We start from the raw sequence: 15,345 nt of genomic DNA, 5'->3' as shown, positions 1-15,345 counted from the left end.
CGTCTCCTGGTGGTACAGCTTGCGGCGGGCAACAGGCGCAAAGCGTCCTGCGGCGCGCGCCGCGGTTGAAAAACGGATAGGGACAGAAAAAACCCGCAACGGCGGCAGGCGCGGTAGCGGGTTGTGAAGGCTTAGTACTTGCCGTCGAGGGCGAAGATCGGTTTGCGCGACTTCCACTGCCCGCCCGTGAAGTCCGGGAAGTCCAGGGTCTGGAAGTTGGCGGCGATCGACTGCTCGGACAGGGGCGTGATGGCGCTCCACGTCACGGCATCATAGATATCGATCGGCATCGGCGCGCTGGCCTTCAATGCTTCGACAAAGGCGTGGATGACGAAGAAGTCCATGCCGCCGTGGCCCGCGCCTTCCGCCTGCGCCGCATACTTGCGCCACACGGGATGGTCATACTTGTCCTGGTAAGCCTTGAAGTCATCCCACTGGTGCGGCTTGCTGACGCCTTCGATGTGGATGGAATTATTCAAGTCCATCCACAGGCCGTCCGTGCCTTGCACGCGGAAGCCCAGCGAATACGGGCGCGGCAGGCTCGTGTCGTGCTGCAGGATGATGGTTTCGCCGTTTTCACACGCCAGGGTGGTCGTGACCACGTCGCCCAGCTTGAACTTGACCTTGGCGTTCGCGTGCTGCGCGCCGCCCGGCTGCTTGACGATGTAGTCGTGCAGGCCGCGCGCCTTGGTGGCGAAGGCGTTGATGCGCGTAAAACGGTTGCCGCGGTTGATGTTGGTGTACATGGCGCACGGGCCGATGCCGTGGCTCGGATACAGCTCGCCATTGCGTTCGACCGAATGCTGCGTGCGCCAATGGGCTTCCGACCAGCCCTTTTCGCCGAATTCCACGCCGCCGCCATACGGCTTGGCCGGATTGCCGCTGTTGAATTTGACGGCGCGCAAATCGTGCTGGTAGCCGCCCTGCAGGTGCACCAGTTCGCCGAACAGGCCGGCGCGCACCATCTGCAGCGCCGCCATCACGTCGCGGCGGTAGCATACGTTTTCCAGCAACATGTACGGCGTGCCCGTTTTCAGCTGGGTATTCAGGACGTCCCAGTGGTCTTGCAGGGTGATGCCGGCCACCACTTCGCAGCCGACGGCGATCTTTGCCTGCATGGCGGCAATCGCCATCGGCGCGTGGAATTCCCATGGCGTGGCGATGATCACGCCATCGAGGCCGCCCGCGTCCAGCATGCGCTTGTAGGCTTTCTGGTCGCGGTCTTCGCCATACGTGCGCGGACGGGGCTTGCCGGCCTTTTCCACCTGGCCCAGCGCGTGTTTCAGCATGATCGGCTCGATATCGCACAGCGCCACCACTTCCACGTCATCGCGGCGCACCAGTTCGGCCAGCAGCACCTGCCCGCGCATGCCCGTGCCGATCACGCCCAGGCGGACCTTGTCGCGGCCGGCGGCCGGGGCGGCGACGGCGCCGCCAGGCAGCAGTGCGCTGCCGGCCATGGCGCCACCGGCCAGCGCGGCGCTGGCGGACAGGAAATTGCGGCGATTGAATTGTGTCGTCATTGGTCTCTTCTCACTTCCGTTGGTAATCATGGGCCGGCCCGCCGCAAGGCAGGCCGGCATGCGGTTAATAGGTGTATTCCGCCGTGAAGCGCACGGAACGCGGTGCCGTGCGGCCAGCCACCTGCAGGTAGTTGCGGGCGATGGCGCCGTGGTCTTCGCGCGTTTCGTTATAGCGGGTCACCGTCTGGCTGTTGAACACATTGAACACGTCCACTTTCAGGCTCAGGCCCTTGATGGCGCTGGGAGTATAGGCCACATTCATGTCCAGCTGGGCTTGCCATGGCAGGCGGCCCTGGCTGCCGCGCGGCGCCGGCTTGCCATTGCAATAAAAGTAGGAATCGCCATAGTCGTTCTCGAACTTCAGGTCATCGGGCAGCGCGCCGATGCAGTTGCGCGGCGCGCCCGAGATCAGCGACATGTTCGCGCCCACCGTCACATCCGGCACCACCTGCATGAAGCCGTAGGCCTTGAAGGCGTGGCGGTGGTCGCCCGGCAGGTAGCCATAGGCGTTGTACATCAGCTCCTTGTGGTCGTCGCTGACCGTCAGGCCCACGTCGCCGCCGCCGATGCTGTCCGTCTGGCCTTCCATATTGCCCTTCAGGCCGGACAGGGTGTAGGTCAGCTTGCCATACCAGCCATTCGTGTACGGGTGCTCGACGAACAGGTTCAGGGCGCGGTAGGTGCGCGAAGGCAGCGGGTTGCCCCACTCGGCCGCCGAAATATCCACGCGGCGCAGGCCCTTGCCATCGTCGAAGTCCACCATCAGGCTGTTGTCGCGGCCCGGGTTGATGATGGCGCACTGGAAGCCGCCCCAGTTGCTGGTGTCGACGCTGTTGCGCGTGGCCCAGGCCTGCAGCGGACGCTCGTCGCAGACGTCGTCGTTGGTGTCGTTCAGCTTGCGGTACAGGACGCTGGCACCCACCACCAGCTTCTTGCTCAGGGCGCGCTCGAAGCCCAGCGAGAATTCGTCCTGCGACAGGGGTTTCAGGCCGATGGCCGTCACCTCGCGCGCATCGCGGCTCTGGCCATAGGCGTTGTTGGCCGAATACGGCTTGCTGATGGCGTGCAGGCCCGTCGGCGCGCCCGTCACCGGATCGACGCCCGTGTAGGTGAACATTTCGCTCGTGGCCAGGAAGGGACTGGCCATATTGCTCGACAAATTCGACGGCACGGGCAAGTGGTAGCGGCCGCCGTTGGCGAAGAATTTCAGGGTGCCGTCGCCCAGGTAATCCCAGGTCGCGCCCACGCGCGGGGCGATCATGTTGCGCTGCGAAATGAAGGCTACGCCATCGGTGCTGTAGTTGGTGAACTGTTCGCGGCGCAGGCCCAGGTCCAGCAGCACGCGTTCCGTGACCTGGTAGTGGTCCTGGACGTACTGCGCCGACTGCACGCTGGTGGGACGCGCCAGGTTGGCGTTCAGGTCCTTGCTGACGTAGTAGCCCTGCGCGCCGTAGCCGCCGCCCTGCGCCGGCGTCTCGAACGCGCCGTTGATGGCCCGGTTCGGGTCTGCCGCCTTCTGGTAGCTCCAGCGGTAGCCGCCCGCCAGGCTCAGGCCCACCTTCGATTCGACATCGATGCGGTCGATGCCGCCGCGCAGCGAGTGCTTGCCCAGCTTGTATTCCAGGTCCAGGCGCTTGGCTTTCTGGCGGTCTTCCGACGACGGGTCGATCAGCGTACCCGTCACCGTCTGCGGATTGGCGTAACTCAAACCTGGCACCTGGGTGGAGGCATTCGACGACGTCTGCGCCAGCAGCGGGTCGTAGCCATTGGGCGTACGGCGGTGCGAAGTGCGCGACTGCCCCATCATCGCCGTCACCGTCAGGTTGTCCGTCAGGTAGCCCGTGTACTTGAAGATGTCGATGTTCGCGCCCGGCGCGGCCGACGGGCCGCAGCAGTTGGTGGTGCTCTCGCCCTTGCCCGACTGGATGCCGTTGCTCGCATGCGTGTCGTAGCTGTAGCCATACGACTGGCTGTCCGTGCGCGTGCGGTCATACAGCTTGGTGTATTCGAAGTGATGGTCGTCCGTCAGGTTGTAATCGAGCTTGGCCATCATGCGGTCCACCTTGCTCTGGCTGGTGCTCCAGCCGCGCGACAGGGCCGTGCCCGCATCGGCGGCCGCTGCCACGGCCTGGCCATCGGTGCGCGTCTGTTCCAGCGCCACGAAGGCGAACAGCTTGTTCTTGATCAAAGGACCGCTGCCGTACAGGCCCACGACCTTGCTGGTGCTGCCGTTGTCGCGGTTCCAGTACAGCAGATTGCCGTCCGTCTTGGGATTGGCGCCCGTGTTCGGATAATACGTGTTTTCCGGGTCGCCCTTCAGCGAGCGGGGAATGATGGAGACCTTGCCGCCGAATTCCACCTTGTTGCCGCCGCTCTTGGTGGTGATGTTGATCACGCCGCCCGTGGAACGGCCGAATTCCGAGCCGTAGCCGCCCGACAGCACCTGCATGTTCGAGATGGCGCCGAACGGCAGTTCCGACGCGCCCACCTGGGTCAGGATGTTGGTGATGGGGAAGCCGTTGACGTAGAACGCGTTTTCCGACTGGCCCGAGCCGCCGATGGACGGCGCATTGCCGTACACGCTGTTGGTGCCGCGCGATACGCCCGGCGTCAGCTGCACGATGGACGCCACGTCGTTGCCGACCGGCAGCGCTTTCAATTCCTTGGCCGTGAAGATCACGCCATTGTTCGTGTTCGACACGTCGATCGGATTGCGCGACGCCTTCACCACGACGGTCTGCTCCTGGCCCACGGGACCTGCCGCGCTGGCCGGGCCAAAGTTCGCTTCGGCGCCGGCGCCGATCAGGGCTTCGACTTCCTGCGTCGCTTCGACCGTGCCGGCGCGCAGCACGCGCACCGCGTAGCGGCCCGGTGGCATGGAGTTGGCCACATAGCGTCCCGACGCATCGGGCGTCAGGGTGCGCTGCACGCCCGTCGCCAGGTTTTGCAGTACCACGGTGGCGCCGGCCGGCGCGCTCACTTCGCCGAAGATGGTACTGGTGGCATTCGATTGTGCCCAGGCCTGGCCTGGCACGCCGGAGGCCAGCGCGATGACGATCGCGGCGGCGCGGCTGATGTCGCGCAATTTGAGTCGGGTGCTATGCATGCTGTCTCTCCGTCTATATCGAGGGTTATCAGCGCCCTTCCCGCTCCAGGGCGAAGCTGTGGGGGGCGCCATTTTTATGGTCATCGTCGGAAGGCAGAGCCGGGCAGCCGCGCCTTCCGGAAAATCGGTCCGTCTCGGCCAATTTTCGTTTCTTGGGAATACTTTAAAAAGAAAAATAAGTATCGTCAATAAAAAGAAAGTTATTACGGCAATTTAACGCTGAAATCAGCAAATAAAGGCGATTTACCTTTCGTTTCACTGGAATATGCTGCACATAACTTTCGCTATCGTGGCGTGAGGGATACATGCGCATGCGGGGAGATGGCCGGCGGAGGCGAATCGGCGCAGAAATTGCGAAGGAAAATCGCGAAAGAAGACATGGCAATCGCCTTTCGCTTACGTTTATCTTTCGTATTGCGTATTTCGGGATGTTGTCTTTTTCTTTTCATCGCACTATCCCGGCCCGCCAGCCGACATGGTGGCGAGCCGGGACAGGTCACGCGTCAAAAGAACTTGTAGCTGGCCGACAGGGCAAACTGGCGGCCGAACAGGTCCTGGCTATGGTTGTAGCCTTCCCAGCCGTTCGGGTCGTAGTACGGCTGCTTGTTGAACGCGTTTTTCACGTTCAGGCCCACGTCCAGGTTCTTGATCGGCTTCCAGCTGAAGGCCAGGTTCACCGTGGTGTACGACGGCGCGCCCTTGCACTGGCCGGCAGGCAGGGAAACCGAGGCGGCGGTGCAGTTTTCCGGCGTGTTGTCCTTGTCCCAGGGACCATACGCCCAGCGCGTCTTGCCCGAATAGTTGATGAAGACGCTGCTGACGAAATTGCGGTAGCTCCAGTCCGCGTTCACGGTGGCGCGGTAGCGCGGCGAATCGTAGTAGCCGACGGTATTGCCCTTGATGTCGCTGCCGTCTTCGCTGTCGTGGGTGTCGCGCTTGCGGATGGTGGCGGCGATGCCCGTGCTCAGCTTGCCCCAGTCACCCAGCGCAAAGCGCGTGCGCGCGTCGATGTCCACACCGTCCATCAGGGTGCGGCCCCGGTTCGAGTACGAATTGATCAAGCCGCCCAGGTTGCCCACCGAGTAGCCCGGCACGCCGCCGGAACACACGCCCGCGTTGGCGGGATTGGCGCACATGGCCGCCACTGCCGCCATGTTGGCGCGGTCCGTATCCGTCAGCTCGTTGCGGATGGCGTTCGATGCGCCGGCCAGGGTCGGGCCATACTTGTCCACCAGCTCCGTAAACAGCTCGTTGAAGTCCTGGCGCACGATTTCGTCGCGGCGGTTGATGAACCAGTAATCGACGGAGATGCTCACGTCCTTGGCCGGCTGCAGCACCAGGCCCACGGTGGAGATCTTGGCCTTTTCCGGGCGCAGGTTCTGGTTCGGCGGCGTCAGTCCGCCCACCGTCGTCGAGCAGTTCGAGTTCAGCAGGCTCTTGCCCAGGTCCGCATCCGTCGCCACCTTCGATTTCAACAGCGCGCGCGCCATGGCGTTCGTTTCGTCGCAGCGCACCGTGTCGCGGATGCCTCCCACCTGCGCAAAGACGCCGCCCGAACCCGATTCGGCCAGGTTGGGCGCGCGGAAGCCTTCCGAGTACGTCCCGCGCAGCATCAGCTCGGGGCGCGCGCGCCAGATCACGCCCAGCTTGGGCGCCAGGTTGGCGGCGAAATGCGGGTATTTGTCCAGGCGCGCGGCCGCGTTGACTTCCAGGGTGTCGGAAAGCGGCACCACCACCTCGCCAAACACGGCGGCGATGGTACGCCGGCCGTCGAACCAGGAACCGCCCTGCTGCGTGATCAGGCCATTGGCCGCATCCGCATTGCCGGGCGTAAGAAAGCTCTCGCGCATCACGTTCGTGCCCACGGCGGCGCGCACTTCGCGTTCGCCCAGCTTGAACAGCGTGCCTTCCAGCTTCGCGTCCCACGTCATCAATTTGGTCCAGGATTCGATGGCAAACGTCGGGTAGGCAGCGCGCAGCAGCACCGCATTGGCCTCGCTGATTTCGCCGAACTTGTAGGCGGGATTGTCGGAGATATACGTGCGGCCGCTGACAGGGTCCTTGGTGAACGGGCCGAACGCCTGCTCGAAACCCTTGATGTTGATGTTCGCCGTCTGGAACAGGGTGGAATGGCTACCCGCGACGCTGAGCGCCGTTTCAAAATCCCAGCCGCCGCCGATGCTGCCGCGCAGGCCAACGAGGGCGCGGTAATTTTCATCGATATTTTTCTGCCCGAAGTGGCCCGTCGCATCCTGCAGCAGGTAATTCAGGCCGGCCGCGCCGCCCATCTTGGCCACCATGTCGGCATCGAGCTTGCCTTTCAGGTAGACGTTGTTCGGGCTCAGGAAAGGCGTGGCGAAGGTGTTCAGGGTAGTGCCCGTGTTGCGCGCGAACCAGTTGTTCGTGCTGCCGCTGTTGAAGCTGGAGGGGCCGTTCTCGCCGCGCATCTTGATGTGCGTGTAGGCGCCTTCCGCGAACGCTTCCATGTCGCCGCCCAGTTTCAGGCGTCCGCTCAGGTAGGCCGTGGCGCGCTCCGAGGTGGGGCCCGTGTCGAGCTGGTTGGGCAGCGCATTCCACACGCAGCGCGTGCCCGACGCCTCGGTGATGCTGGTATTGCAGCCGGGCGCGGCGCGCTGGGTGCGGGCATTGTTGTTGGCCTTGTCGAAGACGAAGAAGGTGCCGGGGTTCATCACGCCCGGCTCGCTGCCCACGCCCACGCGCATGTTCGGGATGAAATTGGGGTTGTTGACATAAAAATACGAGGGGCGCTTCTGCCAGGTGTCGGCCAGCGCGATGCGGTCGCGCTGGTACACGTTCACGGAGCCGTAGACGTTGTAGCCGTCGCTGGCCAGGTCGCCCACGCCATACAACAGGCTGGCCTGGCGCTCGCCATAGGCTTTCACACTGGGCGAAAACTCGCCGTTGGCGCGCGCTTCCAGGCCTTGATACGATTTTTTCGTGATCACGTTGATGACGCCGGCGACGGCGTCGGAGCCATACACGGCCGAGGCGCCATCCGTTAGGATTTCCATGCGCTCGATGGCGGCGGCCGGAATCGCGTCGATGTTGACGAACATGGTCTGGAAGCCGGCCGGCGCGCCATAGAAGGACAGGCGGCGGCCATTGAGCAGCACCAGGGTGCCCTGCGCGCCCATGCCGCGCAAGTTCGCCTGCGAGCCACCATCGGACCCCGTGAACATCGAGCGGAAATCCTGCTGCGCCGGGCGGGCGGCGGGCAGGTTGTCGAGCACCTGCAGCAAGGTGAGCGCGCCCATGTTTTCGATCTGCTTGGCGTTGATCACCTGCACGGGCGACGCCGTTTCCGCGTTGATGCGCTTCAGGCTGGAACCCGTCACTTCGACGCGCGCCAGCTTCTCCTCCTCTGCGGCCAGCGCTGTCGACGCCAGCGCGGTTGAGCCAAGTCCGACCGCCACCATTGCGGCCACCATTTTTTTCATATGCATGCTCGTCTCCCTTTTTATAAGTAATTGATGTTGCAGGCTGCAAGAGCCCCTCCCCGGTCCGAAGAGGGGCTCGTTTTGGTGAAATGAAGTGATTGCGGTTAGCGCGGCTTGACGGTCGCGCCTTCCGTGCCGGTGAGTACGGCATTGGCCCAGTTGCCGCAGACCTGGGCCGGGTGGGCGCCGCGCGCGCCCAGGGTGCGCAAACTGAGCTGGCTCAGGCCGCGCACGTCGATTTCGGGTTTGACCACCCCGGGAGCCGTGACCAGACCGCTGTCGTACAGCAGCCGCTCGCCGCTCCAGACCTGGAATTGCAAGCCGCCCGCGCTGCGGCAGCTATCGTCCACGCCCAGGTCGGCGCGCAGCAGATTCCAGTTGCCCGCCAGCTGCAAGTCGATGCGGCTGGCTGGTCCCACGCCGAGGCCCTTGCGGAACCACAGCCCGTTCATGCGCATCTCGGCGGCCTTGCCGGCCGGCCGGTCTTTCGCGACAGTCTTCGGCAGCGCCAGGTCCGACAGATAGCGCTGCACTTCGGCGCCTTCGGCAACGCGGTGCTCGAGCACGCGGAATTCGGACAGGGTCACGGGCGCCACGTCGGCGGCCAGCGCCGCGTCGTAGGCGCGCGCCACGGGCCCGGCCTGCGCCGCCGTCACCATCGGGTCCGTGGATGCCGCACCGTCGCCTTCCGGATTTTGCGTGCTCATGACGCGGAAGCGCAGCAGGCGCCCGGCCGTCGCGGGGAAGCTGATGGTCTGCGTGCCTTCCTGCAGTTTCAAGGTGCCGCGCGCCAGCGGCGCGCCCCACTCGCCGTTGTTGTCGCCGATGTAGATTTCGTAATCCCGCACCTGGCCATGCTTCCAGTGCTGGTCGTTGCGCGGCGCCAGTTCGATGCCGTCCACCAGGCGCCGCTCCGTGAAGCCGATCACCCATTCGTGCGGCCCGCTTTTCACGGCCGGGCTGCGCACGGTGCGGAACCACGTCTCCGGCTTGCCGTCGAAGGCGTTTTCCAGCGGATAGCCGCTTTCCTCGAAAGGACGTCCCACCACCTGCATGGCGTCGGCCGGCAAGGCGCGGCCCGGCACGGGGGCGGCCGGGAAGTCGGCGTCCAGTCGCGCCACGGCCAGCGCGCCGGCGACCTGCAAGGCCAGGGGCTGGCGGATATCCTGCGCCGCCACCTTCACGTGCAGGGTGCCCTGGCGGTCGGCAGGATCGAAGAACCAGGCATCAAGCGCCTGGTCGTAGGCAGCGCGGTCGCTGGCCGCGGCGATCACGCGCTCGCCCGCCTTGACGGCGGCCGGGGCCTGCCCCGCCAGCATGCGCAGCGCATAGCCGCGCCGCGCTTCCTGGCCCTGGTAGGTGCCATCGACGGCGCCGATGTCGACCTGCACGTCGGCGCCCGTCTGGCGCATGCGGATGACTTGCTGGCTGAAGGCGCCGCCCTGGTACTGGCGCGTGTTGCCGTCGTCTTCATACAAGGTGTAGTCGGAGTCGCCGTGCGGGTAGATATCGAGGGTCAGCTGATCCTTCGGCTTCTGGCCGTCGTACAGCATTTCCGGATACATGGGCAGGATGGCGCCGGCGCGCACGAACACGGGCAGCTTGTCGAGCGTGACCTGCAGGTCCAGGTCGCGCCCTTTCGCGTCCGCCGTGGCCTGGCGGCCGTCCCAGTAGTCGTACCACGTGCCCTGCGGCAGGTGGATGCCCTTGCGCCAGCCACCGCTGACTGCCTGGCTGCGGTAGACGGGCGCCACCAGCACGTCGCGGCCCAGCAGGAACTGGTATTTATAGGCTTCCGTGTAGGCGGCCGGGTCTTGCGGGTAATCCCACATCAGGCCGCGCACCAGCGGCGCGCCCGATTGCTCCGCTTCGCGCACCAGCGTGTACATGTACGGCGTCAAACGCATCTTGAGCTTCAGATAGCGGCGGTTGATGTCGCGGTACGGTTGCTCGAACCACCACGGATGCTTGCGCTCGGCCGCGGCCCAGCCGGACATGCCCATCAGCACGGGCGTGAAGCTTTTCCACTGCAGGTCGCGCAGATAGGTTTCCGGGCTGCCGCCGAAAATGGCGTCCACGTCGCCGGACGCATACGCCTGGCCGGACAGGCCCGAGCCGATCAGGGTCGGGATGTGCCAGCGGATGTAGTCCCAGCTGGCGCTCTGGTCGCCCGTCCACGCCACGGCGTAGCGCTGGATGCCGGCCCAGCCCATCACCGTCCATAGGAAGGGCCGGCTGTCGGAGTTGTTCAGGATGCCGTCGTAGGCGGACTTGTTCGCATCCATGGCGAACTGGTAGCCCTTGCCTGTCCACGCCACGTCCAGCTTTTGCACGCGGCTGCCCGCCTGGCCCACCTCCCAGGCGATCTTGTCGACGCCGTTTTCCGTCCACAGGCCCGTGCGGAAGCCATAGCCGGCCAGGCCCTTCACCGTTTCCGGCAGGTTCGTGTAGCCGCAGCCATAGCCGTCGTTGGGCAGTATCCAGCCGCCCGGCATGTCGTGTTCGCGGTACTGGCGCGCCACCGCTTCCACCACGTCCGGCGTCTTGCCCGTGGGGCCGTCGGTCCAGCCCTTCGGCACGGAGCCGGGCTTTTTCACGTTGTCGCCATCGTTGTAGCAATCGGCGTCGCCGAATTCCAGCGCCCAGCGGGGCAGCATGCGCGCGCGGCCCGTCAAGTCCGTGTAGCGGGCGACGACGTCGCGCAAGTCCTTGCCGACGAAGAAGTAGGCATCGAAGCGGCCTTCCGCGTGCTGCAGCGAGATCTGCTCCGCGTCGCGCAAGTCATAGTTGCCGTCGGACCAGGTATTGCGCAGCACGCCCCAGCCCCGTGAACTCATCAGGAATGGCGCGGGATTCGGGCGGTCGCCCTCTTCCCAGCCACCCGAATACGACACGGGCACCTGCTTGCCCTTGAATTCGAAGCGCCCATTCTGCTGGCCGCCGCCGAAGTAGCGCTCGCCCGGCAGGCTGGACAGCACTTGCACGCCCTGCTTGTCGTCGAGCGACAGCGGCTGTACCTCGCGCCACAGGGGCACCGTGTCGCCCTTGCGGTACAAGGCAAAGCGCAAGGGCTTGCGGTCGATGCGCAGGCTCAAGGCATCCGTGGAGATCAGGATATGGTCCGGCTGTTCCTTGATCTGGTAAGCCACCTGCGCGGCCGGCTGGCCCACGACGATGGGCGCGGCCTTGTCACCGGGACCCGTCAGCCCCGCCTTGCCGCCGGCCTGGATGCGCAGCACGTCCACCTGCGGCAGGCTGATGCGCAATTGCACGCCCGTGTCGCTGCGCAAGTCCCAGCCCAGGCCCTCACCCTTGGCCACGTCGGCGGCATGCACGGCGGAGAAGGCCTGCAAATTGCCGATAGGCGCGGCCTGCAGGCCAGGCGCGGACAGGGTGGCAAGGGCGGCGAGGACGCAGGCGGCAAGGGCGTGGCGGGGAAGCGGGAGAGGTTTCATCTGTCGGCTTTCAGGAAATCAAAGTGATGGAAATACTTTAAGAAGAAAAATAAATATCGTCAATAAAAAGAAAGTTTTGACGCTGATTAATTAATAAAATGCCCAAAATTGGCGCACTTATCTTACGTTTCACCAAAATGTCACAAAACATACTTTCGTTATCGTGGCATTTCAGCGACAGGCCGCAGCGACAGGGGGCTTCGCGCGGCGCTGATGCGGCACTGCAGCACACTTCAGCCCCCATAAAACGACATTATTTCGCAAGCAACGCAACAATTTACTTTCGTTTTACTTTCGTATTTGACTTTTCGAAATTTAGTATTTATGCTTTCTCACAACAAACACTTTACTGACCTCACATGACTACCCTTCTGCAGCGTGACACACAATCCTGGCGCGACATCGGCGGCCTGTACACGGCCGAGGAAATCGCCCACCAGCCCGCCATCTGGCGCGCGCTGGCCGCCATTTTGCGCGACGAGCAGGCCGGCCTGGCCGCCTTCCTGGGCGACGCCCTGTCCAACCCGGCGCAGCGCGTCATCCTGACGGGCGCCGGCAGTTCGGCCTACGTGGGCGAAATCGTCGCAGATAGCTTGAATGCGGCCTGGCCCGCGCAGATCCGCGCCATCGCCACCACCACCCTGCTGACCCACCATGAGCTGTATCTGGAAGCGGATGCGCCCACCCTGCTCGTCTCGTTTGCCCGCAGCGGCGACAGCCCGGAAAGCCTGGCCGCCGTGGAACTGCTGCGCCAGGTCGTGCCCGGCGCGCGCTTTTTGAACATCACCTGCAATGCGGACGGCAAGCTGGCGCGCCAGGGCGCGCATGACGCCCATACCTATAACCTGCTGATGCCGGCCGGCAGCTGCGACCGCGGCTTCGCCATGACCAGCAGCTTTAGCAGCATGCTGCTGGCGGCGCTGTCCGTGCTGGGCAAGGATGCGGATCTGCAGCGCCTGGACACCCTGGCGCAGCTGGGCGAACACGCCTTGCGCGACTGGTCGGCCCCCGTGGCGGACCTGGGATCGACACCCGTGCAGCGCGTCGTCTACCTGGGCAGCGGCCCGCTGGAGGCGCTGGCCAAGGAAGCGGCCCTGAAAATCCTGGAATTGACGGGCGGGCGCGTGATGGCGATGGCAAATACGCCGCTGGGTTTCCGCCACGGTCCGAAGTCGGCCGTCACGACGGAATCGCTGGTGATCCTGCTGCGCAGCAGCAAGCCGCTGGCGCGCCAGTACGAAGACGACTTATTGCAGGAACTGCAGCGCGACAGCGTGGCGCAGCGCTGCCTGACGGTGGGCATCGGCGGCGACCTGTCCGCCGATGCGCCGGCCTGGCCCGACGCCTGGCTGGCCCCTTTGTGGCTGCTGATGGCGCAGCAATATGCGCTGCACCAGTCCGCGCTGCTGCAACTGCGCCCCGACAATCCATTCGCCGGCGGCATCGTCAACCGTGTCGTGCAGGGCGTCACCATCTATGGCCATGACCAATTCTAATCAACTGCAAGGCTTTCACGGCATCGACATCGGCGGTAGCAAGATGGAGCTGGTGGCCTTTGCCGACCGCGACGGCGCGCTGGAAGAAGTCTTCCGCGAGCGCGTGGCCACGCCAGGCGACGATTTTGCCGCCTTCGTGCAAGCCATCACCGGCCTGGTGGCGCGCGGCGACGCCGCCCTGGGCACGACGGCGCCCGTGGGCATCGGCCTGCCCGGGGTGATCGACAGCGCCAGCGGCCGGCAACTGAGCTCCAACGTGCCGGCCCTGAACGGCCGCCTGGTGGCGCAGACCCTGCAGCAGGCCTTGCAACGCCCCGTCGCCATCGGCAACGACTGCCAGTGCTTCGCCCTGTCGGAAGCGCAGGGCGGCGCGGCCGACCATGCGGCCAGCATGTTCGGCGCCATCCTCGGCACGGGCGCCGGCGGCGGCTATTGCGTGGGCGGCCAGCTGCTGCGCGGTTTTAACGGCGTGGCCGGCGAATGGGGCCACTGGAGCCTGCCCGCCACCCTGCTGGCGCAGCACGGCCTGGCGGAATACGCCTGCCCGTGCGGCAAGGCGGGCTGCCTGGAACGCTATGTCTCCGGTCCCGCCATGGGCAAACTCCACGCGCATTTCGGCGGCGACGGCGCCGAGCCCCTGGCCATCGTCGCGCGCGCCAACATGGGCGACGCCGTGGCCGAACGCACGGTGGCCGTGCACCTCGACCTGCTCGGCCATGCGCTGGCCGGCCTGGTGCTGGCCTACGACCCGCACGCCATCGTGCTCGGTGGCGGCCTGTCCAAGCTGCCGCACCTGTACGACAGGCTGCCGGCCGCCGTCAAGCGCCACCTGTTCCCCGGCGTGCACGTGCCGCCCATCCTGCCGCCCCGCTTTGGCGACGCCGGCGGCGCGCGCGGCGCGGCCCTTTTGATACGACAACATACAAAGGCTTGAGAACGATGAATCCAGTGGAAACCCCGACCTTTACGCTTTCGCCCATCCAGCAAGTGATCAAGGCGCACCGCCGCGGCGAGCGCGTGGGCCTGTACGCCGTCTGCTGCAGCCACCCGAGCGTGCTGCGCGCCGCCATGCGCGTGGCCAGCGAGTACGACACCGTGCTGCTGGTCGAGGCGACGTCGAACCAGGTCGACCAGTTCGGCGGCTACACGGGCATGACACCAGCCGTCTTCCGCGACACCATGCTGGCACTGGCGCGGGAACAGGGCTTCCCCGCCGAGCGCCTGGTGCTGGGCGGCGACCACCTCGGTCCGAACGCCTGGCAGCACCTCGATGCGGCCACCGCCATGGACCACGCCGAGACCCTGATCGCCGCGTATGCGTCGGCCGGCTTCCACAAGATCCACCTCGATTGCAGCATGCGCTGCGTTGATGACCCTTTGCAGCTCGACGATGAAACCGTGGCCGCCCGTTCGGCGCGCCTGTGCAAGGTGGCCGAGGATGCCGCCGCCGCCGCCGGCTTCGCCCCGCCCGTCTACGTGATCGGCACGGAAGTGCCGATTCCGGGCGGCGAAGCGTCGCTGGCGCAGGCCGGCGCCGTCACCAGCCCGCAGGCGGCGCGCCGCACGCTCGACGTGCATTGCCGCGCCTTCCTCGACAACGGCCTGCACGGCGCCTGGCGCCGCGTGATCGCCATGGTGGTGCAGCCGGGCGTCGATTTCGACCAGCGCAGCATCCAGCATTACGACGCCGATGCCGCCGCGGAGCTGTCGGCCTTTGTCGCCGAGCAGCCCGGCCTCGTGTTCGAAGCCCATTCCACCGACTACCAGCGCGAATCGGCCCTGCACGCCATGGTGCGCGACCATTTCGCCATCCTGAAAGTGGGCCCGGCCGCCACCTTCGCCCTGCGCGAAGCGCTGTTCGCCCTGTGCCAGATCGAGGAAGAACTGCTGCCGGCGCCCGCCACCTCGCAGCTGATGCAGGTGCTCGACGACGTCATGCTGGCCAAGCCGAAGAACTGGATCAAGCACTACCTGGGGACGCCGGAAGAACAGCGACTGATGCGCCGCTACGGCTTGAGCGACCGTTGCCGCTACTACTGGGGCGAGCCGGAAGTGGCGGCCGCCGTCGGCAAGCTGCTGGCCAACCTGGAGAGCGTGGACATTCCCCTGCCGCTCCTGAGCCAGCACTTGCCGGAACAGTATGCGGTCGTGGTGCAGGGCAGCCTGGCAGCCAAGGCGCCGGCCTTGATCGAGCACAAGATCGGCAGCCTGCTGGCGCAATATGCGCGTGCCTGCAACCGCAATGCGGCAGTGGCCGTCGTTGCCGAAGCGGCAATCTGTTAAGCTCGGTCTTTTCATTTTTTTACC

7 protein-coding genes are annotated in these 15,345 nt (G+C 65.4%); 3 read left to right on the top strand and 4 right to left on the bottom strand.

The genetic code is table 11. From position 1 onward, the window contains the following. Nucleotides 1–131: 131 nt before the first annotated feature. The 4 genes from AC07VL_RS10630 to AC07VL_RS10615 all read right to left on the bottom strand — a co-directional run bounded on the left by AC07VL_RS10630 (nt 132) and on the right by AC07VL_RS10615 (nt 11,542). Nucleotides 132–1,523, bottom strand: coding sequence for a Gfo/Idh/MocA family protein (locus tag AC07VL_RS10630; protein WP_494805797.1), 1,392 nt, complete (start codon nt 1,521–1,523; stop codon nt 132–134). A 64-nt stretch (nt 1,524–1,587) separates the two neighbouring features. Beyond that, nucleotides 1,588–4,629 carry a TonB-dependent receptor gene (locus tag AC07VL_RS10625; protein ID WP_494805796.1) on the bottom strand — a complete coding sequence of 1,014 codons (3,042 nt, stop codon included), beginning with the start codon at nt 4,627–4,629 and terminating at the stop codon, nt 1,588–1,590. A 503-nt stretch (nt 4,630–5,132) separates the two neighbouring features. Continuing rightward, nucleotides 5,133–8,093, bottom strand: coding sequence for a TonB-dependent receptor plug domain-containing protein (locus AC07VL_RS10620; protein WP_494805795.1), 2,961 nt, complete (start codon nt 8,091–8,093; stop codon nt 5,133–5,135). A 98-nt stretch (nt 8,094–8,191) separates the two neighbouring features. Beyond that, nucleotides 8,192–11,542 (bottom strand): TIM-barrel domain-containing protein, encoded by a 3,351-nt coding sequence (locus tag AC07VL_RS10615; protein WP_494805794.1) that lies wholly within the window; start codon nt 11,540–11,542, stop codon nt 8,192–8,194. A gap of 359 nt (nt 11,543–11,901) precedes the next feature. Between AC07VL_RS10615 and AC07VL_RS10610 the strand changes: the two genes are divergently transcribed. Genes AC07VL_RS10610 through AC07VL_RS10600 form a run of 3 tightly spaced genes read left to right on the top strand, consistent with a single transcriptional unit; the run spans nt 11,902 to nt 15,321 of the window. Continuing rightward, nucleotides 11,902–13,038: an SIS domain-containing protein gene (locus AC07VL_RS10610; RefSeq protein WP_494805793.1), complete on the top strand. Its 1,137-nt coding sequence runs from the start codon at nt 11,902–11,904 to the stop codon at nt 13,036–13,038. Then, nucleotides 13,025–13,972 carry an ROK family protein gene (locus tag AC07VL_RS10605; RefSeq protein ID WP_494805792.1) on the top strand — a complete coding sequence of 316 codons (948 nt, stop codon included), beginning with the start codon at nt 13,025–13,027 and terminating at the stop codon, nt 13,970–13,972. Before AC07VL_RS10610 ends, AC07VL_RS10605 begins: the two co-directional genes overlap by 14 nt. A 5-nt stretch (nt 13,973–13,977) precedes the next feature. Beyond that, on the top strand, nt 13,978–15,321 hold the full coding sequence (locus tag AC07VL_RS10600) for a D-tagatose-bisphosphate aldolase, class II, non-catalytic subunit (protein WP_494805791.1): 1,344 nt from the start codon (nt 13,978–13,980) through the stop codon (nt 15,319–15,321). Nucleotides 15,322–15,345: the final 24 nt, after the last annotated feature.

It is taken from the genome of Janthinobacterium sp. GW821-FHT03C08 (assembly GCF_059420905.1).
This window is presented reverse-complemented; position numbering and strand designations above follow the sequence as displayed.

Bases quoted from the DNA above. Each gene is read 5' to 3' on its own strand.
- AC07VL_RS10630 (WP_494805797.1), bottom strand. From the start codon at position 1,523: ATGACGACACAATTCAATCGCCGCAATTTCCTGTCCGCCAGCGCCGCG.
- AC07VL_RS10605 (WP_494805792.1), top strand. From the start codon at position 13,025: ATGACCAATTCTAATCAACTGCAAGGCTTTCACGGCATCGACATCGGC.
- AC07VL_RS10625 (WP_494805796.1), bottom strand. From the start codon at position 4,629: ATGCATAGCACCCGACTCAAATTGCGCGACATCAGCCGCGCCGCCGCG.
- AC07VL_RS10620 (WP_494805795.1), bottom strand. From the start codon at position 8,093: ATGCATATGAAAAAAATGGTGGCCGCAATGGTGGCGGTCGGACTTGGC.
- AC07VL_RS10610 (WP_494805793.1), top strand. From the start codon at position 11,902: ATGACTACCCTTCTGCAGCGTGACACACAATCCTGGCGCGACATCGGC.
- AC07VL_RS10600 (WP_494805791.1), top strand. From the start codon at position 13,978: ATGAATCCAGTGGAAACCCCGACCTTTACGCTTTCGCCCATCCAGCAA.
- AC07VL_RS10615 (WP_494805794.1), bottom strand. From the start codon at position 11,542: ATGAAACCTCTCCCGCTTCCCCGCCACGCCCTTGCCGCCTGCGTCCTC.